Below are 24,229 nucleotides of genomic sequence, written 5' to 3' on the forward strand. Positions count from 1 at the left end.
CCCGGCTTCCGTTGGAAGGCTGGCCGACTTCCGCCAGGCCGCCTATTCCACCGTGACCGATTTTGCGAGGTTGCGCGGCTGGTCCACGTCCGTGCCCATTGCCACGGCCGTGTGGTAGGCCAGCAGCTGGATCGGCAGGGCATAGACGATCGGAGCCACAAATTCCGGCACCTTCGGCATGATGATCGTCTCGATGTTGTCAAGCGAGGTGCGGCTTGCGCCCTCCTCGTCGGTGATCAGGATGATGCGGCCGCCGCGGGCAGCCACTTCCTGCATGTTGGAGACGGTCTTCTCGAAGATGCGGTCGGACGGCGCCAGCACGATCACCGGCATGTGCTTGTCGATGAGCGCGATCGGGCCGTGTTTCAGCTCGCCGGCGGCATAACCCTCGGCATGGATGTAGGAAATTTCCTTGAGCTTCAGCGCGCCTTCCAGCGCCAGCGGATAGTTCGTGTCGCGGCCGAGGTAAAGCACGTGGCGCACCTCGGACAGCTTGCGCGCAATCGCCTCGATCCGGCTCTCGAGCTTCAGCGCGTCACGGATGAGCCCCGGAACCTCGGAGAGCGAACGGACCATCGCCGCCGCGTCTTCCCGGGTGAGCGTTCCGCGGTCCAGGCCGGCGCGGATGGCCAGCGAGGCGAAGATCGACAGCTGGCAGGTGAACGCCTTGGTGGAGGCCACGCCGATCTCCGGGCCGGCAAGCGTCGGGAAGATGCCGTTGCTTTCGCGGGCAATCGTGGAATCCCGCACGTTCACGATGGCGGCGATGGGAATGCCTGCGTTCTTGCAGTAGCGAAGCGACGCCAGGGTGTCCGCCGTCTCGCCCGACTGGGAGACGAAGAGCGCCGCGCTGTTCGGCACGATCGGCAGCTCGCGGTAGCGGAACTCCGAGGCGATGTCGATGTCCACCGGCAGGCGGGCGTAGCGTTCCAGCCAGTACTTGCCGATGAGACCCGCCAGATAGGCGGTGCCGCAGGCGGATATGTAGAGCCGGTCGATCTTCGCGAAATCGATCGGCGTCTCGAAGAGCTTCACGCCGCCCGTGGCGAAATCGAGGTAGTTGGCGAGCGTGTGCGAGATCACCTCCGGCTGCTCATGGATTTCCTTCTCCATGAAATGGCGGTGATTACCCTTGTCGACCAGGAAGGCCGTGGCGGAGGACTGCTGACGCGGACGCTCTACCGGCTCGCCTTCCATGTTGTAGATGTGAGCGCCGGAGCGGCGCAGCACCACCCAGTCGCCATCCTCGAGATAGGTGATCGCATCGGTGAACGGCGCGAGCGCAATCGCGTCGGAGCCGAGGAACATCTCCCCCTCGCCGTAACCCACGGCGAGCGGCGGGCCATTGCGGGCGCCTATGATCAGGTCGTCGTCGCGGCCGAACATGATGGCCAGTGCGAAGGCGCCCTTCAGGCGCTTGAGCGCGGCGAAGGCCGCCTGTTCGGGCGGCTGGCCCTTCTTGAGTTCCCGGGCGACCAGATGGGCGACGACTTCCGTATCGGTCTGCGTCTGGAACTCGTAGCCGTCGGCAGCCAGCTCATCACGCAGCTCGACGAAGTTCTCGATGATGCCATTATGAACGACGGCCACGTCGCCGGAAAAATGCGGATGGGCATTGGTCTCGTTGGGAACGCCGTGGGTCGCCCAGCGGGTGTGGCCGATGCCGATCGTGCCGGCCAGCGGTGCGTTCTGGAGGCACTGCTCGAGGTTCCTGAGCTTGCCTTCCGCGCGCCGGCGGTCCAGATGGCCGTTCTCGATGGTCGCGACCCCCGCGGAATCATAGCCGCGGTATTCCAGCCGCTTCAGGGCATCAACGATCAAGGGCGCCACGGGCGCACTACCAAGTATCCCCACAATGCCGCACATGCTTGTTCATCCCTTCTTCGACTTGCCCTCGTCAGGCAAGGACGCGCCAGCATATTCTAGAGCGGTTCGGATTTTTACGGAAACCCGCTCGAACTGTCTGTTTGTCGCGGCCTGGAACGGAACCCCTGTGCCCGACGTCCCGGAACCGCTTCGCCCGGTCGGATACACGGTCTCCATCAAACCTGAAACCGCACCGACGGAACTCTCCCGCAAGGTCGTAAAGATACCGTATCGCGCCCTGCTTGCATGGTTGCGGATCAGTCGAGATCCGCAACCTCGGCCACGTTGCCCGTGACCCGCTGTGACAGCGCCGCCTTCATGAACTCATCAAGGTCGCCGTCCAGTACATCTTGCGGGCTTGGGCTTTCCACACCCGTGCGCAGGTCCTTCACCAGCTGGTACGGCTGCAGCACGTAGGAGCGGATCTGGTGGCCCCAGCCGATCTCGCCCTTGGAGGCTTCGGTCGCGTTGGCCGCTTCCTCTCGCTTCTTGAGCTCGAGTTCGTAAAGCCGGGCGCGCAGCATCTCCCAGGCCTTGGCGCGGTTCTTGTGTTGCGAGCGCTCCTGTTGGCAGGAAACCGCGATGCCCGTCGGAATGTGCGTGATGCGGACGGCCGAGTCGGTCGTGTTGACGTGCTGGCCGCCTGCGCCCGACGAGCGGTAGGTGTCGATGCGGACATCCGACTCGGGAATGTTGATTTCGATACTGTCGTCGATGACCGGATAGACCCAGACACTGGCGAAGGAGGTATGCCGGCGCGCGTTGCTGTCAAAGGGCGAAATGCGCACCAGGCGATGAACGCCGGACTCCGTCTTGAGCCAGCCGTAGGCGGCGTGACCTTTGATCAACAGCGTTGCCGACTTGATACCAGCTTCTTCGCCCTCGTGCAGTTCGAGCGTCTCGACCTTCATGCCGCGGCGTTCGGCCCAGCGGATGTACATGCGCATCAGCATGGACGCCCAGTCCTGGCTTTCGGTACCGCCGGCGCCGGCGTGGATTTCGAGATAGGTATCGTTGCCGTCGGCCTCGCCGGACAGCAGCGTCTCGATCTGCCGGTCAGCGATCTGTCTGCGCAGGTCGCGGATCGCCTGCTCGGCCTCCTGGACGATGGCGTCGTCGCCTTCCATCTCGCCGAGCTCGATCAGCTCAACATTGTCATTAAGCTCCTGTTCGAAGCCATTGATGGCATTGATGTTATCCTCGAGCGTCTGGCGCTCGCGCATGAGCTTCTGGGCTTCCTGGGGATCGTTCCACAGGTCGCTGCTTTCGGCGCGCGAATTGAGATACTGGAGCCGCTTTACTGCTTCATCCCAGTCAAAGAAACCCCCTTAGCAGGTCCAGGGCCTGCTTGATTTCGCTGACAAGGTTTGCCGTTTCGGTGCGCATATTCTTCTTTTCTCTCCGGAGTTCAGTTCCCGCGTTGCGCGTCGAACAGACCAGGGTGGGTTTGAGTCGTGGCGGAACATAAGGACCGGGGTCACGACTGTAAAGGACGGTTGGGGCCGATCCCGCCGGGGCTTTCCGCGGAACACGTCCAGTGGCTGCCCACGCAGGAACCCCCTGCCCGGCCCCGTGGAGCCGGATCAGGAGGCAAGCGTGTGAGCGTTCAGAAAAGGCCGCCCGCGCCGCGGCTGATGGCGTCGCCCGCCTGGGGCGAGATCTCGCGGGCGCGCTCGGAGACCTGGTAATCGCCGATCACCCAGTAGGTATCGGCAGGACCGGTGCCGGGCTTGAAGGCCTCGATGATCGTGCCGGGCTGGCCCGCGCGGGCCTGCATGCCTGTCTTGCGGTCGATGGCGATCAGCGACATGCCTTCCGGCACGCGGAACTCAACCGGCTTTTCCCCCTTCAGGGCCTCGACCATGAAGTCGCGGAAGACAGGCACTGCGAGGCCGCTGCCGGTCGCGCCCTTACCCATCGGCTTGGGCTGGTCGAAGCCCAGGAAGACGCCGACGACAAGGTTCGGCGTGTAGCCAATGAACCAGGCGTCCTTTTCCTCGTTGGTAGTGCCGGTCTTGCCGGCAATTGGGTAGCCGAGGTCGGCAAGGGTCGAGGCCGTGCCGCGCTTGACCACGCCTTCCATCATCGAGGTGATCTGGTAGGCGGTCATCGGGTCGAGAACCTGATCGCGCTCGTCTATCAGCTCCGGTTCCTGCTGATCCTGCCAGGTCTCGGCGTTGCAACCAAGGCACTGGCGGTTGTCATGCTTGTAGACGGTGCGGCCGTAGCGGTCCTGGATGCGGTCGATGAGCGACGGCTCGATGTAGCGACCTCCGTTGGCCATGACCGCGTAGGCGGAGACCATGCGCATCACGGTCGTCTCGCCCGAGCCGAGCGACATGGCGAGATGGCGCGGCATGTGGTCGTAGACGCCGAAGCGTTCGGCATACTCGGCCACCGTGTCCATGCCCATGTCCTGCGCAAGGCGCACCGTCATCAGGTTGCGGGACCGCTCGATACCCTCGCGCAGCGTGGAGGGGCCGCCGAAGCCGCCGCCGTAGTTCTTCGGCTCCCAGACCTGATTGCCGATCTGGATGGTCAGCGGTCCGTCCATGACCACGGACGCCGGCGTATAGCCATTGTCGAGCGCCGCAGCGTAGACGATCGGCTTGAAGGAAGACCCGGGCTGGCGCATCGCCTGGGTGGCGCGGTTGAACTGCGAGTGCGCGAAGGAGAAGCCGCCGACCATCGCGAGCACGCGGCCGGTATGCGGGTCCATGGCGACCATTGCGCCGCCGATCTGCGGGATCTGGCGCAGGCGCCACTCCGAGCCCCCCTCAGCCTTTCGCTCCACATAGATGACGTCGCCCGGCTTCAGAACTTCGGCCGGCGAGCTGGCCTTGACGGTCTTCCCGTCGACCACGTGGCGCAGCGCCCACTCCATGTCGGCGCGGGCAATGGTGCCCTTTTCGCGCTCCGACGGCAACCGGCCGGCGATGTCGCGCTGCGGGCGTATACCGATCGTCACGCCGTTCTTGCCGGATTCCAGAACCACCGCCAGACGCCACTCGGGAACGTCGCTGAGTTCCGAAATCTTGTTCAGCTCCTCGCCCCAGTCGCCGAGGGTCATGTCAATCCGGGCGACCGGGCCGCGGAACCCGCGCAGCGTGTCATACTTGATGAGGCCCTTCTGGAGGGCGGAACGCGCGTAGAGTTGCAACTGCGGGTTCAGCGTGGTGCGGACCGAGAGGCCGCCCTCGTACAGCGCATCCTCGCCATAGCGCGCGATCAGTTCTCGGCGGACTTCCTCCGTGAAGTAGTCGGCAGCGAAGAGATAGGGTCCGCGGCCGCGCGGGTTGACGCCGAGCGGCTGGGCCTTCGCCTGCTCCGCCTCTTCCTCGCTGATGAAGCCGTTCTGGCGCATCTGGTCGATGACCCAGTTGCGGCGCTCGATGGCGCGGGCTTCGTGGCGGAAAGGATGATAGTTGGACGGGCCCTTCGGCAGCGCGGCGAGATAGGCGGCTTCCGCGATGGTCAGCTCGTCCACCGACTTGTTGAAATAGGTGAGCGCGGCACCAGCGACGCCATAGGCGCCCATGCCGAGGAATATCTCGTTCAGGTACAGCTCGAGGATCCGGTCCTTGGAATAAGCCTGCTCGATGCGGAACGAGAGGATCATCTCCTTGAGCTTGCGCTCTATGGTCTGGTCTGAGGTGAGCAGGAAGTTCTTCGCCACCTGCTGCGTGATGGTCGAAGCGCCGACCGGACGGCGGCCGCTGCCGAGGTTCTGCGCATTGGTGATGACGGCGCGGATGAGGCCGGTGACGTCGATGCCGGGATGGTTGTAGAAGTTCTTGTCCTCGGCCGACAGGAAGGCCGCCTTGACGCGGTCCGGAATGGCCTGGATGGGGAGATACAGACGGCGCTCGCGCGCGAATTCGGCCATCAGCTGGCCGTCCGAGGCATGAACCTTGGTGGTTACCGGCGGTTCGTAACGGGCGAGCCGCTCATAATCGGGCAGATCCTTCGCGATATGGCCGACATAAAGGCCGACACCTGCCGCTGCCAGAAGCGCCAGCACGATGCCCATACTGAAAAAATATCCGATTATGCGTATCATGCGCTCTCCAGCGTTACCGCTTCTCCGGCCCGGAATATTTCAGAAACAATGGTTTGCTTCGAAAGCAGACCGTTTCTCTAACAGGTGGTGTTCCGGCCACCGAAACCCCCGCTCCGCATTGCCCCATTTCGCCCAGTCCCATATAGCGCGATTGTGACGTTTCCACAGTAGATTCTAATAACCATCATTAGATTCTAATAACCATCATTTCTCGCACATGTGAGCAAAATGGGGCGCCCAAAAAAAATTGACGAGATCGTGACGGCAAAAGGTCTCCTTCGTTGTGATTTTGTCACAACGGTGGGCGTTACGATCATCCACCGGCGCGCGCCCTGGCTTCGGCGAACAGATCGACGGCCCTGACAATGCCGCGCGCTGCCCTGGCGCGCCATTCCGGATCGCGCAGCTGCTTTTCGTCTTCCGCATTGGAGAGATACCCGAGCTCCAGCAGGACGGACGGCACGTCGTGCGCCCTGAGCACGCGGAAGCCCGCCGAGCGCAGCGGATTGTTCACCAGCTGAACGGTGTCGGAGATCTCGTTCACCAGCGTGCGGGCGAACTGGATCGAGAACACATGAGTCTCCCGCCGCATGAGGTCGGCGAGGATGTCGGCCACATCGTTGCGGATCTCTTCTGCCTCGATGCCGGCGAGCTCGTCGGAAAGGTTCTCGCGTGCTGCCGTCGCGGCCGCTTCCGCGTCTGAGGCCTTTTCGGACAGCGTGTACACGGTGGAGCCGCGAAAATCCTTCAGGCGGATCGCGTCGGCGTGGATGGAAATAAGCAGGTTGGCGCCCTGCTCGCGCGCGATCCGCACCCGTTCGTCGAGCCGCAGGAACACGTCGCGGTCGCGCGTCAGCACGACCCGGTATTTCCCGGACTCCTCCAGAGCCTTGCGCAGCTCCAGGGCGAAGGCCAGCGTGATCGCCTTCTCCTGCGTCCCCGAATGTCCGCGCGCCCCGCCGTCGATGCCGCCGTGACCTGGGTCGATCGCCACCGTGAACCGCTTGTCCTCGTCCTTCGTCCCGGCATCGGCGGCGGCCGCCTCGCCTTCCGCCCCGGTCGTGGCGGACAGGGCCGCGTTCATGCGTTCCAGCATCGCCCTGTCGAAGTCCGCCTCGGACGCCGAGGTCAGGTCCAGGACGAGGCGGTAGCCGCCCTTCCCTTCGTTTTCGATGAGCGCGACGTCCTCGACGCCGAACGGCCCCTTCGCGGCAAAGATGATGCGGGACTGCTCGTCGGTCATGGACCCGTAGCGGACATCCAGGATCAGTCCGCGTTTCAGGACGGTATCCTCCGCGAACGCGAAATCGGTTCGCGGCAGGTCGACCACAAGACGGTGCGGCGAGCGCAGGAGGAACCAGGAGAAATCGGGCCTCTCGCTGAAATGCAGGATGATCCGGACGCGCGTGTCGTCCCCGGCAATCAGGTAGTCTTCCATCCGCAACGGCTCTGCCGCGGGAGCCGGCGACAGAGAATCACCGTCACCCTCGGCGCGAGCCGGATGACCTGACATCACGACGAAAACCACAGCCAGAAGGGTAACCAGGGCGCATGCCTGGCGCCACGCGATACAAAAAACACTGACCGATGATTTCACCATATGCCGGCTAATGTCCCCTATTACCCGCGCGCTGCGGCTCATGCCGCGTAACTACATGATTGGGCCACTTGATGGCAGGGTATCGCCTATTGCGATCGAGAACGAAATAGGGTTGCCATCAAGTGAGCTGCATCATAAAAGCAGCGTGAGTTATCGTGACATCCTGCCTTTGCAGATGCTTGCCCGTTTTATCCAGTAGGCGCGTTCTGTAAGACCTGGAAGTGTCGCGGATTAACGGCTCAAGGAATTTCTTCCAGGTGTGGGCCCTGCAAGGCCTGAGCCTGAGTGTGAGGAAAACGGCTGGCACTGCGGTGCCACGCTGGCTCTCGAGGAGCAATCGAAACGGGGCCGGTCTTCCGGTCTCAGGTAGCAACGGTACTGCCAGGCGGTGCAATGGCTAAGAGAGTAGCAGGAGCCCTTACGATAGGCCGCATCGGATATGCGGTGGCTCTGTTTCCTGCTGCCTCCAGGCCCCTGCCGGCACAAAATCAGTCATCCGGTCCAATTCCCTTGATTCGTAGGACAGTGCGGCGACGCTCCGCTGTCCGGCGGCCGGGTTATACCGGAAGGAACGAATTTCATGCCCAACAAGATGCTTATAGACGCCTCCCATCCGGAGGAGACCCGAGTTGTTGTCATCCGGGGTAACAGAGTCGAGGAATTCGATTTTGAATCTCAGGACAAGAAGCAACTCAAAGGAAATATTTACCTGGCGCGTGTGACGCGCGTTGAACCATCACTTCAGGCCTGCTTCGTCGAGTATGGCGGCAACCGGCACGGGTTCCTGGCCTTCAGCGAAATCCATCCGGACTACTATCAGATCCCTGTCGCTGACCGTCAGGCGCTGCTGAAGGCGGAGATGGAAGCCAACCGCAGCGAGGATGACGAGGAAAACGGTTCCAAGTCTTCTTCATCGGGACGCAAGCGCCGTCGCAACAGCAACAAGAAGGATGCAGCCGTCTCGGAAGACGAGTCGGCAAACGGCTCCAGCGTGGCTGCGAGCGCCAATGGCGACGTCGTCTCGGAGGAGGTCAACAGCGACGAGGTGGTGTCCGAGGTGGACACGGTCGGCGCCGGCGATGTGCTGGATGAGGTGCATTCTCGTCCCCGCCCCCCGCTGCGCCGCCAGTACAAGATCCAGGAGGTCATCAAGCGCCGCCAGATCATGCTGGTCCAGGTGGTCAAGGAAGAGCGCGGCAACAAGGGTGCCGCTCTGACGACCTACCTGTCGCTGGCCGGCCGCTACTCCGTCCTGATGCCGAACACGGCGCGCGGCGGCGGCATCTCCCGCAAGATCACAAATCCGCAGGACCGCAAGCGCCTGAAGGAGATCGTCAAGAGCCTCAACGTGCCGGAAGGCATGGGCGTGATCCTGCGCACGGCGGGCGAGAACCGCACCAAGCCGGAGATCAAGCGCGACTTCGACTACCTGATGCGTCTTTGGGAGAGCGTCCGCACCCTCACCCTCAAGTCCATTGCGCCCGCGCTGGTCTACGAGGAAGGCAGCCTGATCAAGCGGGCCGTGCGCGACCTCTACAACAAGGAGATCGACCAGATCCTGGTCGCTGGCGAGGATGCCTATCGCGAGGCCAAGGACTTCATGCGCATGCTGATGCCGAGCCACGCGAAGGTCGTGCAGCCCTACCGGGATCCGCAGCCGCTCTTCGCCCGTTACGGCGTCGAGCAGCAGCTCGACGAGATCATGCAGCCGCAGGTGACGTTGAAGTCCGGTGGCTACATCATCATCAACCAGACGGAGGCGCTCGTCTCCATCGACGTGAACTCGGGCCGCTCGACCAAGGAGCACTCGATCGAGGATACGGCGCTCCAGACCAACCTCGAAGCGGCCGAGGAGATCGCCCGCCAGCTGCGCCTGCGCGACCTCGCCGGTCTCATCGTCATCGACTTCATCGACATGGAGGAGCCGCGGAACAACCGCGCCGTCGAGAAGCGTCTCAAGGAGTGCCTGAAGAACGACCGCGCCCGCATCCAGGTGGGCCGCATCTCTCACTTCGGCCTGCTGGAGATGTCCCGCCAGCGCATCCGCGCGAGCGTCCTCGAGAGCACGATGCAGCCCTGCCCGCACTGCCATGGCACGGGCCAGATCCGCTCGGATTCGTCACTGGCACTGCTTGTCATGCGCGCCATCGAGGACTATCTGCTCAAGAACAATCGCAACAACATCATCGTCCGCACGCCGGCCTCGACGGCCCTCTACCTGCTTAACCAGAAGCGGCAGAGCCTGATCGCGCTCGAGGAACGCTTCGGCGTCTCGATCACCGTGGAGACCGACAACAACCTCGGCCACCAGCACTATGCGATCGTGAAGGGCGAGGCTTCCGCCCGTCCGGTCAGCACGGCCATCCAACCGAACCAGATCCAGGATCTGGAAGAGCTCCCCGATGAGACCGTCGACGCCGAGGAGGCTATCGCCGCCGAGGTTGAAACGACAGCCGAGACGCAGAGCCAGCCTGCAGCTACCAACGGCGAGGAAGGCACGGGCAACGGCAGCGGCCGCAAGCGCCGCCGCAAGCGCCGCCGTCGCGGTCGCGGCCGCAACAATGGCCAGGCGGCAGAAGCCCAGGCCGGCGAGATTCAGGCGGAAGGTGAGTCTTCGGCTGAAGGCGATGCCGTTGCCGGTGAAGACATCCCTGCCCCGGCCGAAGCCGCCGAGGTTGAGACCGTGTCCGCCGAGCCTGCCGAGGTCGGCGAGACTGCTGAAACTGCCGTTGAAACCGGCGCCGAGAGCACCGACGAAGCCGCGCCTGTCTCCGCTGACGCTGAAGCCGCTGCCAAGCCCGAGCGCAAGCGCGTGCGCGGCAAGCGCGGCGGCCGCCGCAATCGCGCCGCTACCGCGGCCGCGGAGACCCAGGACGCTTCATCCGAATCTGCAGTTGAGGACGAGACGGTTTCCTCCAAGGCTGCTCCTGATACCGTGGAGAGCGAGGCAGCGGCCATCGAGCCTGCCGATCAGCCGGCTGAACCCGTTGCCGCCGAGCTTCCCGTCGCGGAGGAGGCGCCTGCCGTGACGCAGGAGGCCGCGCCGGAACAGGCTGCATCCGCCGAAGAACAACCCAAGGCGAAGACGCGCCGCCGTCCGCGTGCCCGCAAGGCGGCTGCCGCTGATGTGGAACAGGTCGTCCAGGTGAGCGATACCGAGGCTGCTCCGGCCGCCGCACCAACCGCCCCTGCGGTTGAGGCTACCGGCTCGAAGGTCGAGGAAGCTCAGCCTGCGGCCGAAGAGGCTCCGGCCGCGTCCACTGCAGCGGAGGAAGCCAAGGAGGAGCCTCAGGAGACCAAAGCCACTGAGGCCAAGCGCACACGCCGCCGCCGCACGGCCGCTCCCGAGGCCCCGAGCGAACCGGTCATCATCTCGTCCGAGCCGCTCGAGCAGACTCCGCGCAAGACCGGCTGGTGGCAGCGCAAGGGCTTCTTCTAGGCCCCGAAGTTACCGAAGATTGCTCACGGATGGCCGGACATGTTCCGGCCATCCGCATTTTGGACTCCCGGCGCCGCCTGACTGAAAAGACACTCTCCCCGGCGCCGGAGGTGCATGCCGGGCATCGCTTCAAATCAGGCATCGCCTTTGCCTGCGTGTTGCAATAATCTGCCCGCATTGCCAATCTGCCCGCGTTGCCAGAACGCATTGCACGGAATCGCTTCATGTCTCTGCAAAGCTTCGCCAGGTCGCGCTTCAGCCGTCTGCTCGTCACCTTCCTGACCGTGCTCGCCCTCGTCGGCGCCACGCCGGCCAGGGCTCAGCGGGTCAATATCGTCCGTGACGCGGAGATCGAGGCCCTCGTGGCCGAGTACGTGCGGCCGATCCTGCAGGCCGCCGGCCTCAGCCGCTCCGGCATCGAGGTGGTGCTCGTCAACGACAACAGCTTCAACGCCTTCGTTGCCGGCCGGCGCATTTTCGTGCACAGCGGAGCGCTGCTTCAGGCGGAGACCCCCAACGAGATCATCGGCGTGCTGGCGCATGAGGTCGCCCACCTTGCGGGCGGCCACCAACACCGCCTGCGTCAGCAGCTGGAAAGCGCCCAGACGATGGCCGTCGTCTCCATGCTGCTTGGCATCGGCGCGGGCGTAGCGGGCGCAGCCGTCGGCGCGGAGGGCCTCGGCCAGGCCGGCCCCGGTCTTGCGCTCGGCGGCGCAGAGATTGCCCGGCGCAACCTGCTAGCCTACCAGCGCACCGAGGAAATCACCGCCGACCGCGCAGCGATCGACTATCTGAACAAGACGAAACAGTCCGGGCACGGCATGCTCAAGACCTTTGACCGGATGAGCCGCGACATGGCGCTGGCAGGTGTGCGCGTCGATCCCTATCAGCTCAGCCACCCGGTGCCGCGCGAGCGCATCGCCAACCTGGAAGAGCTGGTGCGCAAGAGCCCCTACTTCGACCGGCAGGATCCTCCGCAACTGCAGCTCAGGCATGACCTGATGCGCGCGAAGCTTGCCGCCTATACGGCCGGTCCGGCGGCTGCGGCGCGCATTTTCCGTGACCGCTCCGGTCTGCCCATACAGTATGCCGATGCGATCTCCACCTATCTGCGCGGCAACCCCCGTGATGCGCTGGCCAAGATCGACCGCCTGATCGCCGCCCAGCCCCGCAACCCCTATTTCCGGGAAATGCGCGGCGAAATCCTCATGAAGGCGAACCGCCCCGCCGAGGCCGCGAAATCCTTCGCCGAAGCGGTGAAAATGGCCGGCAATTCAGTTGGCGTCGGTCTTATCCAGGTGGCCCATGGCCAGGCGCTGCTGGCAACCGGCGACCCTCAGCAGATCCGCAGGGCGGTGACCGAACTCAAGGCAGGACTGGGACGCGAGCCCGAATACGTCAACGGCTACCGGTTCCTCGCCCAGGCCTACGGACGTCTCGGCGATGTCGGCGCCGCCGAGCTTGCAACCGCCGAAGAGCGCTTCCACGCTGGCGCCTATCAGGATGCAAAATCCTTTGCTCTTCGTGCTCAAGCAAAGTTGAAGAGAGGCTCGCCGGATTGGATCCGTGCGCAGGACATTATCAATTTTAAGCCACAAAGACGTTAATCTATATCGGAACCTGTCCAAGATGCGGAACGCAAGATGAAGAAGACTGTCAATGCGGCCCTCCTGTCGGCCCTCCTTGCCTTTGGCGCCTCCGGTTCAACGGCCGCGCTGGCCGACGATGCCAAGACCGGTTTCACGCGGTCCGAGATCGAAGACATCGTCAAGGACTACCTCCTGAGGAATCCGGAGATCCTGCTGCAGGTCCAGGTGGCGCTCCAGACCAAGCAGGAGGAGGCGCAGCGGCAGGCGGCGCGCGATGCCATCTCGCTGAACGCTGAAGAACTCTTCCATGCCGCCGACGATGCCGTCATCGGCAACCCGGAAGGCGATGTCACCGTGGTCGAGTTCTTCGACTACAACTGCGGCTTCTGCCGCCGCGCGCTTGCCGACATGGACAACCTGGTCAGCAAGGACAAGAACCTGCGGTTCGTCCTCAAGGAATTCCCCATTCTGTCGGAGGACTCGCACAAGGCCCACGTGGTCGCCATTGCCGTCAACCTCATCGCTCCGGAGAAGTACGCCGAATTCCACCGCAAGCTGCTCGGCAGCAACGAGCGGGCCACGGAGGACAGCGCCATCAAGGTCGCCACGAGCCTCGGCGTCGACGAGAAGGAACTGCGCAAGGCGATGCAGGATCCACGGGTCGATCAGAAACTGCGTTCCAATTACCAGCTTGCCGAACAGCTCCAGCTTTCCGGCACACCCGGCTACGTGATCGGCAACGAGATCGTCCCCGGCGCCATGGGTGAAGAGTTTTTGCGCGAAAAGATTGCCGCCGTGCGGCAATAAATCGTTATAAAAATGCAAATACACTGCTGTGGACAGCGCAGGAATGCTCTTGCGCCCTTCCCGTTCGCGGCTAAGCGAATTATAGAGGGCGCTTCGCACCTGGAGTCGCTATGGCAAGGCAGATCTATATTCTGAACGGCCCCAACCTGAACCTGCTTGGTCAGCGGGAGCCTGGCATTTATGGAAGCGACACGCTGGAAACCATCGAGCAGCGCTGTCGCACGCGCGTTGAGGCGCTTGGGCTGGAGATTCAGTTCCGCCAGTCGAACCACGAAGGCGTTCTGGTCGACTGGATCCACGAGGCCTGGAAGACGCAGGCCGTTGGCATCATCCTCAACCCTGGCGCCTACGGCCATACCTCGATTGCCCTGCATGATGCCATCAAGGGTGTCAGCCCCCTGCCCCTTGTCGAAGTGCATCTCTCCAACATCCACGCACGCGAACCCTTTCGTCATAAGTCGATGATAGCCCCTGCAGCCGTAGGCATGATCTGCGGCTTCGGCTCGTTCGGATATGAGCTGGCTATCGAAGCGCTGGCGGCACGCCTGTGAGCGACGAGGCGCCACGAGACACAAAGAAAGACACGGTGATGAAGAAATCCGGTATTGATCAGCAGCTTATCCGCGACCTTGCGGCGATCCTCAACGAGACCCAACTGACCGAGATCGAGGTCGAGGAAGGCGATCTCAAGATCCGCGTTGCCCGTCAGGTGCAGCCCGTGCAGGCAACCGTCACCGCCGCTCCCGTGGCTGCCGCCGCTCCGGTCACAGCGCCTGCCGCGGCCGCTGCTGCCGCCCCGGCCGCCAAGCCTGCCGAAAGCGCCGGTCCGGACCTGAAGAATGCGGTCCCCTCTCCGATGGTCGGCACCGCCTACCGCGCGCCGGCGCCCGGCGCGGAGCCGTTCATCAAGGTCGGCGATACCGTGCAGAAGGGCCAGACTCTGCTCATCATCGAGGCCATGAAGACCATGAACCAGATCCCCGCCCCGCGCGCCGGCGTCGTGACGGCCATTCTGGTGGAAGATGCTCAACCGGTCGAGTATGGCGAGCCTCTCGTCATAATCGAGTAATCGGGACGCTGCGTAATGTTTCAGAAGATCCTCATCGCCAACCGCGGCGAGATCGCACTGCGCATCCTGCGGGCCTGCAAGGAACTCGGCATTCGCACGGTCGCCGTGCATTCGACTGCCGATTCCGACGCCATGCACGTGCGCCTCGCCGATGAGAGCGTGTGCATCGGCCCGCCCTCCTCGCGCGAAAGCTATCTCAACATCCAGCAGATCGTGGCCGCCTGCGAGATTACCGGCGCGGATGCAGTCCATCCGGGCTACGGCTTTCTGTCGGAGAACGCGCGTTTCGCCGACATTCTCGCCGCACATAACATCACCTTCATCGGACCGTCGGGCGACCATATCCGCCTGATGGGCGACAAGATCGAGGCCAAGCGCACCGCCAAGCGGCTCGGCATTCCCGTGGTGCCTGGTTCCGAGGGCGCCATCCGTGACGAGGACGAGGCCAAGCGCATCGCCGCAGAGATCGGCTATCCGGTGCTCATCAAGGCGTCCGCCGGCGGCGGCGGCCGCGGCATGAAGGTTGCCCGCTCCGAGGCTGATCTGGCGGAGGCTCTTTCGACAGCCCGCTCCGAAGCCGGTGCAGCCTTCGGCGACGACGCGGTCTACATCGAGAAGTATCTCGAAAAACCGCGTCACATCGAGGTTCAGGTGATGGGCGACGGCAAGGGCAATGCCATCCACCTTGGCGAGCGCGACTGCTCGCTACAGCGCCGCCACCAGAAGGTGTGGGAGGAGGCCCTGTCCCCCGCGATCACCGAGGAACAGCGCCACAAGATCGGCATGATCGTGGCTAACGCCATGTCCGAGCTGGGCTACGCCGGCGCCGGTACGGTGGAATTCCTCTACGAGAACGGCGAGTTCTATTTCATCGAGATGAACACCCGTCTCCAGGTGGAACATCCGGTCACCGAGGCCATCACCGGCATCGACCTGGTCCACGAGCAGATCCGCGTCGCCGCCGGCGAAGGCTTGTCCCTCAAGCAGTCGGAAGTGCGCTTCCACGGCCATGCCATCGAGTGCCGCATCAACGCCGAGGATCCGCATACCTTCGTTCCCTCTCCTGGCACGATCACCTACTTCCATACGCCCGGCGGTCTCGGCGTGCGCGTCGATTCCGGCGTGTATTCCGGCTACCGGATTCCGCCCTACTACGACAGCCTGATCGGCAAGCTGATCGTGCATGGACGCAATCGCACGGAGTGCATGATGCGCCTGCGCCGCGCGCTTGACGAGTTCGTCGTGGACGGCATCAATACGACCTTGCCGCTGTTCCGGGAGCTGGTCGGCAACGACGACATTGCCGCGGGTAATTACGACATTCACTGGCTCGAGAAATATCTCGCGCAGTCGTCCGGCCAGTCGCAGGAGTAGCCTGGCCGGCATTCCGGGCTCCTGCTTCCGGCAGAGGCTGAGACCAAAGAAGGCTTTCCGCATTCTGCGGAAAGCCGGCTGCCAGACAGGTCACAGGAGCATGCAGGCATTTCCGCCCGCCTTCAGGATCGACCCCGACATTCTCTTGCGCGCCTACGCAAGCGGCATATTTCCCATGGCCGAACGGGAGGACGATCCGGAGGTCTTCTGGGTGCGGCCTGAAAAGCGCGGCATCATCCCGCTGGATGCGTTCCATGTTCCGCGCAGCCTGCAGAAGTTCATGCGCCGCAATCCGTTCGAGGTCCGCTACGACTACGATTTCGAGGGTGTCATCAGTGGCTGCGCCGAGAAGACCCCCGACCGCGAGGAAACCTGGATCAACGCCCCGATCCGCGAAGCCTACACCCGGCTGTTCGAGCTTGGCTTCTGCCACACGGTCGAAGCCTGGCGTGACGGCCGGCTCGTGGGCGGGCTCTATGGCGTGAGCCTTGGCCGCGCCTTCTTCGGCGAAAGCATGTTTTCGCGCGAGACGAATGCCTCAAAGGTGTGCCTTGTTCATCTGGTGGAGCGGCTGCGGGAAAAGGGTTTCGTCCTGCTCGACACCCAGTTCACGACGGAGCACCTGAAGCGCTTTGGCGCCATCGACGTTCCGCGCAAACGTTACGAGGGAATGCTGGCAAAGGCTCTGGAAGGCACGGCGATATTCTGACCGTTGGAGGAAAATGGGAACGGAATTTCGGTCCCTTCGGGCTAAGGGTCCGCTTCACCACGCACTCAGAGGGAAGACGTATTCAGGTCAGACGAAAGCTCTAGCCTCGCGGCCTCGTCCTGTCGACGGCTGGCCGCTCCGTCCGTCTCAGTTCGTTCCGGGCGGCGGAATGTTCGATTCGGCCTTGCAGTCCTTGAGCCAGACGTCGAACACCGGATGCTCGACGGCGTTCAGGCCGGGGCTTTCCGCGAACATCCAGCCCGAGAAGATGCGCCGGATCTTTCGGTCGAGCGTGATTTCATCGACTTCGACGAAGGAATCCGTCTTCGGCTCCTCGCCCTCGCCGGACTTGTAGCATACGCGGGGCGTGACCTGCAGCGCCCCGAATTGCACGGTCTCGTTCATGTAGACGTCGAAGTTGAAGATCCTGGCCGTGATCTTGTTGAGTCCGGCGAACTCGGCCACCGGACTGGCGATGCGATCGGCCCGGGCAGAAGGGCCGAACACGGCTGAACCAGCGGCTGCCAGGGCAAGCACAAGTGGAAGGCAGCGAAAAGACCAAGTCACGTTGACGGATGCTCCCGAATTGGACCCTGATCCAGCCCTTCTAGGCCGTGAATGTGGCGGGAACCGATCAGTTCGGCGACCAGGCGTCGTAATCCCCGGTCACGCGCGGACGCTCGGCTTCCTTCAGGATCGAGCCCTTCGGACGATATGCTTCCGGCGTGCCCGTCATGTTGGGACGGTGCGGCTTCTGCCACTCGCGCGGCTGGTAGTTCTCCTGCGTGGGCGGCACGTCGACCTTGTGGTGGATCCACCCGTGCCAGCCCGGGGGAATCGTCGTCGGCTCGGAGTAACCGTTGTACTGAACCCAGCGGCGCGGACGGCCTTCGGAGTCCGGACCGCCCTGGTAGTAGACATTGCCGAACTCGTCTTCGCCCACGCGCGTGCCATGCCGCCAGATGTGGAAGCGGGTGTTCAGAGTCGTGCCATTCCACCAGGTAAAGAATTGGGTCAGAAACTTCTTCATGGCCTCATCCAGATCCGTTTACGTACCGTGAGCCAACGGAACGCTGTACAGAGTGCTTATGCCGCCGGAGCCCGGAAGGCAAGTAGCACATTGGCGACGGCGCGGCAGCAAGCGCCTGCACGTCTACGGCTAGAACGCCCAAGTTTCCAGTGTTTTTTGCATGGAAACGGTGGGCTTCTCGCAATTCGCGGCCTTCCACGCGCATCCCTCGCCGGTCACCACATACCCTTTCCGCTCGAAGAAGCGCACGGCGGCGGACTGGTCCTTGATCACATCCAGCGTCATGTAGCGGACGCCGGGAAAGGCCGACTCCACTTCCGCCAGCAGCGCCGTGCCCAGGCCCTGCACCTGCTCGGACGGGCGCACGTAGAGATGTGAGAGCCGCACCGTGTCATCCGTGAGCTGGCGGGCGAAGGCCATGCCGTCCACGGAGCCGTTGCCGTCGTCGGCGACCACGAATTCCGAGAACGGGCTGTTGAGCCATGCACGCATCACGTCGATCGCATGCATGGAGCTGACGATACCGACGACGGAGATCGGCCCCAGGATCTTCCCGTAGGCCGCCTGCATGGTCTCCGCCAGCAGGGCATGCACCGCCGGAAGGTCGGCCTCGCTGGCGGTGCGGACCCACATGCTACTCTTCGATTCCGAGCTTGGACTTGACGAGCGCGTTCACCGCCTGCGGGTTCGCCTTGCCGCCGGTGGCCTTCATGACCTGGCCGACGAACCATCCGGCGAGGGTTGGCTTGGCCTTGGCCTGCTCAACCTTGTCCGGGTTGGCGGCGATGACCTCGTCCACGGCCTTCTCGATGGCGCCGGTGTCGGTCACCTGTTTCATGCCGCGATCCTCGACGATCTTGCGCGGGTCGCCGCCCTCGTTCCAGACGATCTCGAACAGGTCCTTGGCGATCTTGCCCGAGATGGTACCTTCCTTGATGAGGTCGATGATCGCGCCCAGCTGCTCGGGGCTGACCGGCGACTCTTCGATGTCCTTGCCGTTCTTGTTGAGCGCGCCGAGGAGATCGTTGATCACCCAGTTCGCGGCTGCCTTGCCGTCGCGGCCCTGCGCCACCTGCTCGAAGTAGTTGGCCACCGCCTTCTCGGCCACCAGCACCGACGCGTCATATTCGGAGAGGCCCAGGTCCTTGATGAAGCGGGCGCGCTTCTCGTCCGGGAGCTCCGGCAGGTCCGCCTTCAGAGCCTCGATATAGGCATCGTCAAACTCCAGCGGCAGCAGGTCCGGATCCGGGAAGTAGCGGTAGTCGTGCGCCTCTTCCTTGGAGCGCATGGAGCGCGTTTCGCCCTTGTTCGGGTCGAACAGGCGGGTTTCCTGCTCCACCACGCCGCCGTCCTCGAGAATGGCGATCTGGCGGCGCGCCTCGTACTCGATGGCCTGGCCGACGAAGCGGATCGAGTTGACGTTCTTGATTTCGCAGCGTGTGCCGAACGGCTCGCCCGGACGGCGGACGGACACGTTCACGTCGGCGCGCAGCGAGCCCTCGTCCATGTTGCCGTCGCAGGTGCCGAGGTAGCGCAGGATGGAGCGCAGCTTGGTGAGAAACGCCTTGGCCTCCTCGGACGAGCGCATGTCGGGCTTGGAGACGATCTCCATCAGCGCCACGCCCGATCGGTTCAGGTCCACGTAGGACATGGTCGGATGCTGATCGTGCAGGGACTTGCCGGCATCCTGCTCCAGATGCAGGCGTTCGATGCCCACGCGGATCTCCTCGAAGGAGCCGTCCTTGGCCGGGCCGACGGTAACGATCACCTCGCCCTCACCCACGATCGGCTGCTTGTACTGGGAGATCTGGTAGCCCTGCGGCAGGTCCGGGTAGAAGTAGTTCTTGCGGTCGAAGACCGAACGCTTGTTGATCTTCGCCTTCAGCCCGAGGCCGGTGCGGATGGCCTGCTTGACGCATTCCTCGTTGATGACCGGCAGCATGCCGGGCATGGCTGCGTCCACGAGGCTCACATTGGCATTCGGTTCCGCGCCGAACTGTGTGGAAGCCCCCGAGAAGAGCTTCGACTTCGACGTTACCTGCGCATGGATTTCCATGCCAATGATTACTTCCCAGTCTCCGGTTGCACCCGGAATGAGGCGCTTGGGATCGGGCGTGCGCGTATCAATGATCGTCATGGGCTGTCAGGATTTCCAAAACCGAATAAGGACAGGTCTTGCCCCTTCGCTAGACCAAACCGGCACAACAGGCAAGCGCGCGAGCCCGCGGAGCGCGCATATGTGACAATGAAATTGCCTGAAATTTCCGTCTGTGGGGGAGACCGTGCGAGGACCGTCCGGCGGCAGATGCCTACTCCTGGAGGAATGCGGCGGCGAACGCCGCCGGTTTCAGAAACTCGGAAAGGCTGTCTTGTCCCGCAGAGTGCGCGCCCCTCACGCCGTCGCGATGTAGGTACGGATCTCTTCCGCTTCGCGCTCGACCTCCTCGAGCCGGCGCTTCACCACGTCGCCAATGGAGACGATGCCGATGAGTCTTCCGTCCCGCGCCACCGGCAGATGCCTGAACCGCCCGTTGGTCATGACCCGCATGACCTCGTTGACCGTGCTGGACTCGCTGCAGACCTGCACCGCGGAGGTCATGAACGCTGAGATAGGCTTTTCCATCGCCTCGACACCCTCCGACGCCAGGGCGCGAACAATGTCGCGTTCGGAGAGAATGCCGTGAATGCGCCGATCCGCGTCGGCAATCACCACCGCACCGATGCCATGCTCGGAAAGTTTCCGCGCCGCGTCGGCAAGCGTTTGCTCCGGCGCGACCGTGACGACGTCGTAGCCCTTTTCGTCAAGAATTGCCTTAACCGTCATGGTGCTCCTCCCACCGAAACGAAGGCCTCCCTGCACGTGGAATCTTGCGCCGCCTGCGACAAATTTGCAAGCAATGGCTTCAGCGGAGAGAACGTTCCCGGTGCGGATCGAGCAGGCTGACAAGGAAGAAGCCCGCGATAAGACCGCCGATATGGGCCTCCCAAGCGATTCTCGGCGCATCAGGAGCGGCCGCGAAACCGAGGCCAACGGCCAGATTGACGACAAACCATACCACCAGGAAAGTCAGCGTCATGCGCGAGCGGAACACCTCCGTGACCGGCAGGACCGGACCGATGAAATACGGCCGTCCATTCAGCCGCGCCGTGCGGAAAGCAAAACGGGCGGCAGCCCCCATCATGCCCGAAATGGCACCGGACGCGCCGACCAGCGGCGCCGCATCATAGGGGTGGAGCACGAAGTGCAGGGCCACCGCAACCATGCTGGTGACGACCCAGAGCACGATGAAGCGCCCTGCCCCGAGCCTGTTGGCGAGCGGTGATCCGAAGGCCGCCAGCCAGATCATGTTGACGATGAGATGCGCCGCGTTTCCGTGCAGCAGCGAATAGCTCACGGGGCTGATGAGTGCATAGGCGTCCAGTGGAGCCCCGCCCGTGAACCGGAGCGGGATGAAGCTGAAATGCAGTATGACGAGAAGATCGCCCGACGGGCCAAGCAGGAACTCGCGGATCAGGTGAATTCCCACGCAGATCCCCGCCAGAATCAGGACCACCGCGGGGAGATTGAACATGGGTTCTCGGGGAGCCCGTTGTGAAACCGGATGTTCGTTCGAATCGCTGTGCATGAGGCTCCTGAGCGGTGAAGCCCGAATATTAGATCCCAAGAAGATAAAACCGTCCAGGGTTTCCCCTGAACGGTCCGAGGTGTCCCCCCCCCCACCCCAAAGCTGTTCACCAAATTCGCAACATACATTGCATTAAATTGAATGAAGATCAAGGGGGTAACATATTGTTTATATTTAATATTTTTATTATCCTAATCGTCCATTTTGGAACAAAGATTTTTATCATCACTAAAAATCTGGAGGTAATCGATATAACTCTTGTATTATTTTTGAACACTCATCCCCGCGCTCGACAACTACATGCGAGACTTTCGGCCACGGACACTGCCGCCCTGTTTCAAGTTAGAACAATTGTTAAGTCGGTGGCCTGAGTGACAATTTTTTCACAGTCGGATTTTTATCATCGGATCGCACAAAAGTGGTTTGCGGGCCGACTCGCCTTGTGACATATGTGCGGCGAGTCAGCTGAAACAGGATGCGGGCTTGTGGGGTCCGCATGCCACACGGGTCCAGTCATGATCGTGAGCACAGAAGTTCAATTCTCCGGCGCGATCAGCGGAAGCTTTCAGCGTGTGCCGATTAGCATTCCCGGACGCTACATGCTGGAAGACCGGAGTGAGCATCGTTGCCTGGTGACAGCCATGTCGCCGGGCGATGTGGTGTTGTCCGCAGGACGGCCGGGCAATCCCGGCGAACAGGTCATCGCCTATCTCGAGTTTATCGGTAGGGTCGAGGGCGTTGTGCTCTCGCTTCTGCCTGAAGGCTTTGTCATGACCGTCAGCGCATCGGAGCGGAAGCGCGACAAGTTGACCGCCCAGCTTACATGGCTCGCCAACAGGCACGAGCTCGACCTGCCGGACGGCCGGCGCCATGAGCGCTTTTCTCCGGTCCGCTCAGAAGCGACGTTGGTCACCAGGGACGGCGGCCGTTATTCCTGCCACATCATCGACATTTCGGTGAGCGGCGCCGCGCTTCGTTGCGACGTCATGCTGGACATCGGCACGGAGGTGTCCGTGGCGTCCATCCCGGGGCGTGTCACGCGGCATCTGCCCGAGGGCATCGCCGTCCAGTTCGACACGCTGCAGGACGAGGCCTACATTCTGTCGAAGTTCATCGCTTGAGCGAAAGGCTCACGTCGTTGCACCGCAAGGCGGTGCGAATTGCCATACCATCCTTGGTGCGGTCGCCGGCATGGCGGCCGCATTTGTTTTTGGGAATCCTGCGCCGTCCGCGGTCATCACCGGTCCCTTGCCCAGACATGAGAGAGGCGGGAACGGCGGACCTCCTCGATCCTGTACAAGATTGATCGTGTTTGGGCCTGACGCGGCGATGCAGGGTTTCACCCATCCTCAGACGGGTTTCAAGCCCGCACGGAAGCGTTGCGCATTGCGAACATAGCGCGCGGCAGACCGTTTGATGCCCTCGATAGTTTCGGGATCGAGCTCGCGCACTGCCCGCGCCGGCGAGCCGATGATAAGCGAACCGTCAGGAAAAGACTTGTTCTCGGTAACGAGAGCCCCTGCGCCGACCAGACAGTTATTCCCGATCATCGCGCCGTTCAGAATGATCGCGCCCATGCCGATCAGTGAATTGTTGCCGATCCTGCAGCCGTGGATGATGGCGCGATGGCCGATGGTGCAGCTTTCACCGATGGTGACTGGAAAGCCGGGGTCCGTGTGGACCATCACGTGTTCCTGCAAGTTCGTTCCGTCCCCGATGGTGATGGGCTCGTTGTCCCCGCGCAGAACGGCTCCAAACCAGATGCCGACATCCCGGCCCAACTTCACCTTGCCAATAACGGATGCGTCGGGCGCGATCCAGCCGCTCTCCCTGTCGGCAAATTCCGGGAAGACCCCGTCGAGTTCATAGACCGGCATTCCTCACTCCTGCTGTTCGTTGCGCAGAGCATAGGTAAGTTTACGCTGGCTTCGCAACGGCTCACCCGTTCACTCCCGTTTGATCCACAAATGCGCCAAATGGGCCGGGCACGCTGCCTTCCGATCGGTTGATGGCTTTCGCGCGCCCCTGAATTGCGCCCCTCAATTGCGCGACCCGAAATGCAGCAAGGAAACCTCACCAGCATCGTCCTCGCACGCATCGGCTCGAAGCCTGCCATTTCAAAGAGACGCGTGGTCCTCTATCTCGTGCTTCTCGCCGGTCTGGTGACGGCCATCGAAACCGTTGGTACGAGCATGCTGCAGCTCATCGCGGGCCCCCATAGCGCAAGCACCAAGCTTCGCAGAATTGTGGTCGGGGAGCAGATCCTGCATGTACCGGAGAACATGATCCGGGACCGTCGCCAGAGGCAGTCAGGCAAGGTCGAGCAACTGGAACTCTATGTGAAATGGCCGGAAATGTCGGGCTTCACGCATTCCGAGAGCTCCGCCTTCAACGAGCTCCGAAACATTCTCCTGATCACCATCCGGTCGCGAAGCGAGACAGATATGCAAGACTCCCTCTACAGCGTCCATGAGCACCTGACGGTCGCCGGAGAACCCCTCCCCTCAGGGCTTGAGCTGCGCCCGTTCATACCGGAAAGCGGCCTGGAGGGAGAATTGCTTGCGGTAGGGAGGCTGCCGGTGGGGCGCTATCTTGCGCGATGCCTGATCGGCGAACGGGAGCACGTCCAAATCAACCGGTGCGAACGGCACACGTCTCTTGGAGACAGCCTTACCCTCGTCTACCGATTTCCGGAGCACCTGTTGCCGGAATGGCGAATCCTGGAAAGGAAGGTTCTGGAGCGCGCATCCGCGCTGCTCCAGGAACGGTAATCAGTCGAGGTCCATCTCCAGGATGGCCATCGAGAAATTGTAGGACAATTCGCCATCCTCATCGTCACGGAAGATGACGCCCAGGAACTCCTCGCCAAGGTAAAGTTCGCAGGAATCCTTTTTCTGTGGCCGCGCACGCACGTTCAGGTTCGGGTTCTGAAAGGTGCGCCGGAAATAATCCTGGAGTTTCTTGATTTCGTCGGGCTTCAAAAGCTTTCTCCACGTTTCGTGAGACGCCCGCTTCTGGCACGGGCGCCTTGCGGCTGTAAACCCTCGGCAGCTGTTTTGA

Annotated in this window: 21 protein-coding genes; 9 read left to right on the plus strand and 12 right to left on the minus strand. The window is 62.7% G+C overall.

What is annotated here, in order from left to right; all coding sequences use genetic code 11:
* Positions 1-42 precede the first annotated feature (42 nt).
* From glmS to ABD906_RS14595, 4 genes are all read right to left on the minus strand, one after another.
* The gene (gene glmS / locus ABD906_RS14580; protein WP_345100264.1) at positions 43-1,866 is read right to left on the minus strand and encodes a glutamine--fructose-6-phosphate transaminase (isomerizing); all 1,824 of its coding nucleotides are present in this window, start codon (positions 1,864-1,866) and stop codon (positions 43-45) included.
* A gap of 257 nt (positions 1,867-2,123) precedes the next feature.
* A protein-coding gene (prfB, locus tag ABD906_RS14585) for a peptide chain release factor 2 (protein WP_345100266.1) occupies positions 2,124-3,252 on the minus strand; the annotation gives its coding sequence in 2 pieces (ribosomal slippage) (positions 2,124-3,191 and positions 3,193-3,252; 1,128 coding nt in all).
* A gap of 220 nt (positions 3,253-3,472) precedes the next feature.
* Positions 3,473-5,926: a penicillin-binding protein 1A gene (locus ABD906_RS14590; protein ID WP_345100268.1), complete on the minus strand. Its 2,454-nt coding sequence runs from the start codon at positions 5,924-5,926 to the stop codon at positions 3,473-3,475.
* Between the two features lie 313 nt (positions 5,927-6,239).
* On the minus strand, positions 6,240-7,364 hold the full coding sequence (locus tag ABD906_RS14595) for an N-acetylmuramoyl-L-alanine amidase (RefSeq protein ID WP_345100269.1): 1,125 nt from the start codon (positions 7,362-7,364) through the stop codon (positions 6,240-6,242).
* 742 nt (positions 7,365-8,106) lie between these two features.
* Here ABD906_RS14595 and ABD906_RS14600 point away from each other — a divergent pair.
* From ABD906_RS14600 to aat, 7 genes are all read left to right on the plus strand, one after another.
* Complete coding sequence (locus tag ABD906_RS14600) at positions 8,107-10,965, plus strand: Rne/Rng family ribonuclease (protein WP_345100271.1); 2,859 nt, start codon at positions 8,107-8,109, stop codon at positions 10,963-10,965.
* Between the two features lie 224 nt (positions 10,966-11,189).
* Positions 11,190-12,572, plus strand: a complete 1,383-nt coding sequence (locus tag ABD906_RS14605) for a M48 family metalloprotease (RefSeq protein WP_345100273.1) — start codon at positions 11,190-11,192, stop codon at positions 12,570-12,572.
* A 36-nt stretch (positions 12,573-12,608) separates the two neighbouring features.
* Positions 12,609-13,361 carry a DsbA family protein gene (locus ABD906_RS14610; protein WP_345100275.1) on the plus strand — a complete coding sequence of 251 codons (753 nt, stop codon included), beginning with the start codon at positions 12,609-12,611 and terminating at the stop codon, positions 13,359-13,361.
* A gap of 110 nt (positions 13,362-13,471) precedes the next feature.
* The gene (aroQ, locus tag ABD906_RS14615; protein WP_345100277.1) at positions 13,472-13,912 is read left to right on the plus strand and encodes a type II 3-dehydroquinate dehydratase; all 441 of its coding nucleotides are present in this window, start codon (positions 13,472-13,474) and stop codon (positions 13,910-13,912) included.
* Between the two features lie 38 nt (positions 13,913-13,950).
* Positions 13,951-14,430, plus strand: coding sequence for an acetyl-CoA carboxylase biotin carboxyl carrier protein (accB, locus tag ABD906_RS14620; RefSeq protein ID WP_345100279.1), 480 nt, complete (start codon positions 13,951-13,953; stop codon positions 14,428-14,430).
* A 15-nt stretch (positions 14,431-14,445) separates the two neighbouring features.
* On the plus strand, positions 14,446-15,804 hold the full coding sequence (gene accC / locus ABD906_RS14625; RefSeq protein ID WP_345100281.1) for an acetyl-CoA carboxylase biotin carboxylase subunit: 1,359 nt from the start codon (positions 14,446-14,448) through the stop codon (positions 15,802-15,804).
* 100 nt (positions 15,805-15,904) lie between these two features.
* Complete coding sequence (gene aat, locus ABD906_RS14630) at positions 15,905-16,513, plus strand: leucyl/phenylalanyl-tRNA--protein transferase (RefSeq protein WP_345100283.1); 609 nt, start codon at positions 15,905-15,907, stop codon at positions 16,511-16,513.
* A 147-nt stretch (positions 16,514-16,660) separates the two neighbouring features.
* Here the strand turns inward: aat and ABD906_RS14635 are convergent, their stop codons facing one another.
* The 6 genes from ABD906_RS14635 to ABD906_RS14660 form a co-directional block, all read right to left on the minus strand.
* Positions 16,661-17,080 carry a DUF2155 domain-containing protein gene (locus ABD906_RS14635; protein WP_378188073.1) on the minus strand — a complete coding sequence of 140 codons (420 nt, stop codon included), beginning with the start codon at positions 17,078-17,080 and terminating at the stop codon, positions 16,661-16,663.
* Positions 17,081-17,147: 67 nt separating this feature from the next.
* Entirely contained in the window at positions 17,148-17,543 is a 396-nt protein-coding gene (locus ABD906_RS14640) for an NADH:ubiquinone oxidoreductase subunit NDUFA12 (protein WP_345100285.1), read from the minus strand.
* Between the two features lie 129 nt (positions 17,544-17,672).
* Positions 17,673-18,176, minus strand: a complete 504-nt coding sequence (locus ABD906_RS14645; RefSeq protein WP_345100287.1) for a GNAT family N-acetyltransferase — start codon at positions 18,174-18,176, stop codon at positions 17,673-17,675.
* A 1-nt stretch (position 18,177) separates the two neighbouring features.
* Positions 18,178-19,680, minus strand: coding sequence for an Asp-tRNA(Asn)/Glu-tRNA(Gln) amidotransferase subunit GatB (gene gatB / locus ABD906_RS14650; protein WP_345100289.1), 1,503 nt, complete (start codon positions 19,678-19,680; stop codon positions 18,178-18,180).
* Between the two features lie 255 nt (positions 19,681-19,935).
* Entirely contained in the window at positions 19,936-20,367 is a 432-nt protein-coding gene (locus ABD906_RS14655; RefSeq protein ID WP_345100291.1) for a CBS domain-containing protein, read from the minus strand.
* A gap of 79 nt (positions 20,368-20,446) precedes the next feature.
* The gene (locus ABD906_RS14660) at positions 20,447-21,115 is read right to left on the minus strand and encodes a rhomboid family intramembrane serine protease (RefSeq protein ID WP_345100293.1); all 669 of its coding nucleotides are present in this window, start codon (positions 21,113-21,115) and stop codon (positions 20,447-20,449) included.
* Between the two features lie 569 nt (positions 21,116-21,684).
* Between ABD906_RS14660 and ABD906_RS14665 the strand changes: the two genes are divergently transcribed.
* Complete coding sequence (locus ABD906_RS14665; RefSeq protein ID WP_345100295.1) at positions 21,685-22,290, plus strand: PilZ domain-containing protein; 606 nt, start codon at positions 21,685-21,687, stop codon at positions 22,288-22,290.
* A 228-nt stretch (positions 22,291-22,518) separates the two neighbouring features.
* Here the strand turns inward: ABD906_RS14665 and ABD906_RS14670 are convergent, their stop codons facing one another.
* Positions 22,519-23,046 carry a gamma carbonic anhydrase family protein gene (locus ABD906_RS14670; protein ID WP_345100296.1) on the minus strand — a complete coding sequence of 176 codons (528 nt, stop codon included), beginning with the start codon at positions 23,044-23,046 and terminating at the stop codon, positions 22,519-22,521.
* Positions 23,047-23,226: 180 nt separating this feature from the next.
* Between ABD906_RS14670 and ABD906_RS14675 the strand changes: the two genes are divergently transcribed.
* A complete protein-coding gene (locus ABD906_RS14675; protein WP_345100298.1) occupies positions 23,227-23,940 on the plus strand; it encodes a hypothetical protein in 714 nt (237 codons plus the stop codon).
* On the opposite strand, the gene ABD906_RS14680 is transcribed toward ABD906_RS14675, so the two are convergent.
* Positions 23,941-24,150, minus strand: a complete 210-nt coding sequence (locus ABD906_RS14680) for a DUF3126 family protein (protein WP_345100300.1) — start codon at positions 24,148-24,150, stop codon at positions 23,941-23,943.
* Positions 24,151-24,229 lie beyond the last annotated feature (79 nt).

The sequence above is a fragment of the Chelativorans composti genome, assembly GCF_039541695.1.
In the GTDB taxonomy this organism is placed as follows: domain Bacteria; phylum Pseudomonadota; class Alphaproteobacteria; order Rhizobiales; family Rhizobiaceae; genus Chelativorans; species Chelativorans composti.

Excerpts from the sequence above, each read along its gene's own strand:
- aroQ (WP_345100277.1), top strand. The coding sequence starts at position 13,472 with ATGGCAAGGCAGATCTATATTCTGAACGGCCCCAACCTGAACCTGCTT.
- ABD906_RS14605 (WP_345100273.1), top strand. The coding sequence starts at position 11,190 with ATGTCTCTGCAAAGCTTCGCCAGGTCGCGCTTCAGCCGTCTGCTCGTC.
- ABD906_RS14645 (WP_345100287.1), bottom strand. The coding sequence starts at position 18,176 with ATGTGGGTCCGCACCGCCAGCGAGGCCGACCTTCCGGCGGTGCATGCC.
- ABD906_RS14600 (WP_345100271.1), top strand. The coding sequence starts at position 8,107 with ATGCCCAACAAGATGCTTATAGACGCCTCCCATCCGGAGGAGACCCGA.
- accC (WP_345100281.1), top strand. The coding sequence starts at position 14,446 with ATGTTTCAGAAGATCCTCATCGCCAACCGCGGCGAGATCGCACTGCGC.
- ABD906_RS14675 (WP_345100298.1), top strand. The coding sequence starts at position 23,227 with ATGCAGCAAGGAAACCTCACCAGCATCGTCCTCGCACGCATCGGCTCG.
- glmS (WP_345100264.1), bottom strand. The coding sequence starts at position 1,866 with ATGTGCGGCATTGTGGGGATACTTGGTAGTGCGCCCGTGGCGCCCTTG.
- ABD906_RS14670 (WP_345100296.1), bottom strand. The coding sequence starts at position 23,046 with ATGCCGGTCTATGAACTCGACGGGGTCTTCCCGGAATTTGCCGACAGG.
- ABD906_RS14665 (WP_345100295.1), top strand. The coding sequence starts at position 21,685 with ATGATCGTGAGCACAGAAGTTCAATTCTCCGGCGCGATCAGCGGAAGC.
- accB (WP_345100279.1), top strand. The coding sequence starts at position 13,951 with ATGAAGAAATCCGGTATTGATCAGCAGCTTATCCGCGACCTTGCGGCG.
- gatB (WP_345100289.1), bottom strand. The coding sequence starts at position 19,680 with ATGACGATCATTGATACGCGCACGCCCGATCCCAAGCGCCTCATTCCG.
- ABD906_RS14640 (WP_345100285.1), bottom strand. The coding sequence starts at position 17,543 with ATGAAGAAGTTTCTGACCCAATTCTTTACCTGGTGGAATGGCACGACT.
- ABD906_RS14590 (WP_345100268.1), bottom strand. The coding sequence starts at position 5,926 with ATGATACGCATAATCGGATATTTTTTCAGTATGGGCATCGTGCTGGCG.
- ABD906_RS14660 (WP_345100293.1), bottom strand. The coding sequence starts at position 21,115 with ATGTTCAATCTCCCCGCGGTGGTCCTGATTCTGGCGGGGATCTGCGTG.
- ABD906_RS14610 (WP_345100275.1), top strand. The coding sequence starts at position 12,609 with ATGAAGAAGACTGTCAATGCGGCCCTCCTGTCGGCCCTCCTTGCCTTT.
- aat (WP_345100283.1), top strand. The coding sequence starts at position 15,905 with ATGCAGGCATTTCCGCCCGCCTTCAGGATCGACCCCGACATTCTCTTG.
- ABD906_RS14595 (WP_345100269.1), bottom strand. The coding sequence starts at position 7,364 with ATGGAAGACTACCTGATTGCCGGGGACGACACGCGCGTCCGGATCATC.
- ABD906_RS14655 (WP_345100291.1), bottom strand. The coding sequence starts at position 20,367 with ATGACGGTTAAGGCAATTCTTGACGAAAAGGGCTACGACGTCGTCACG.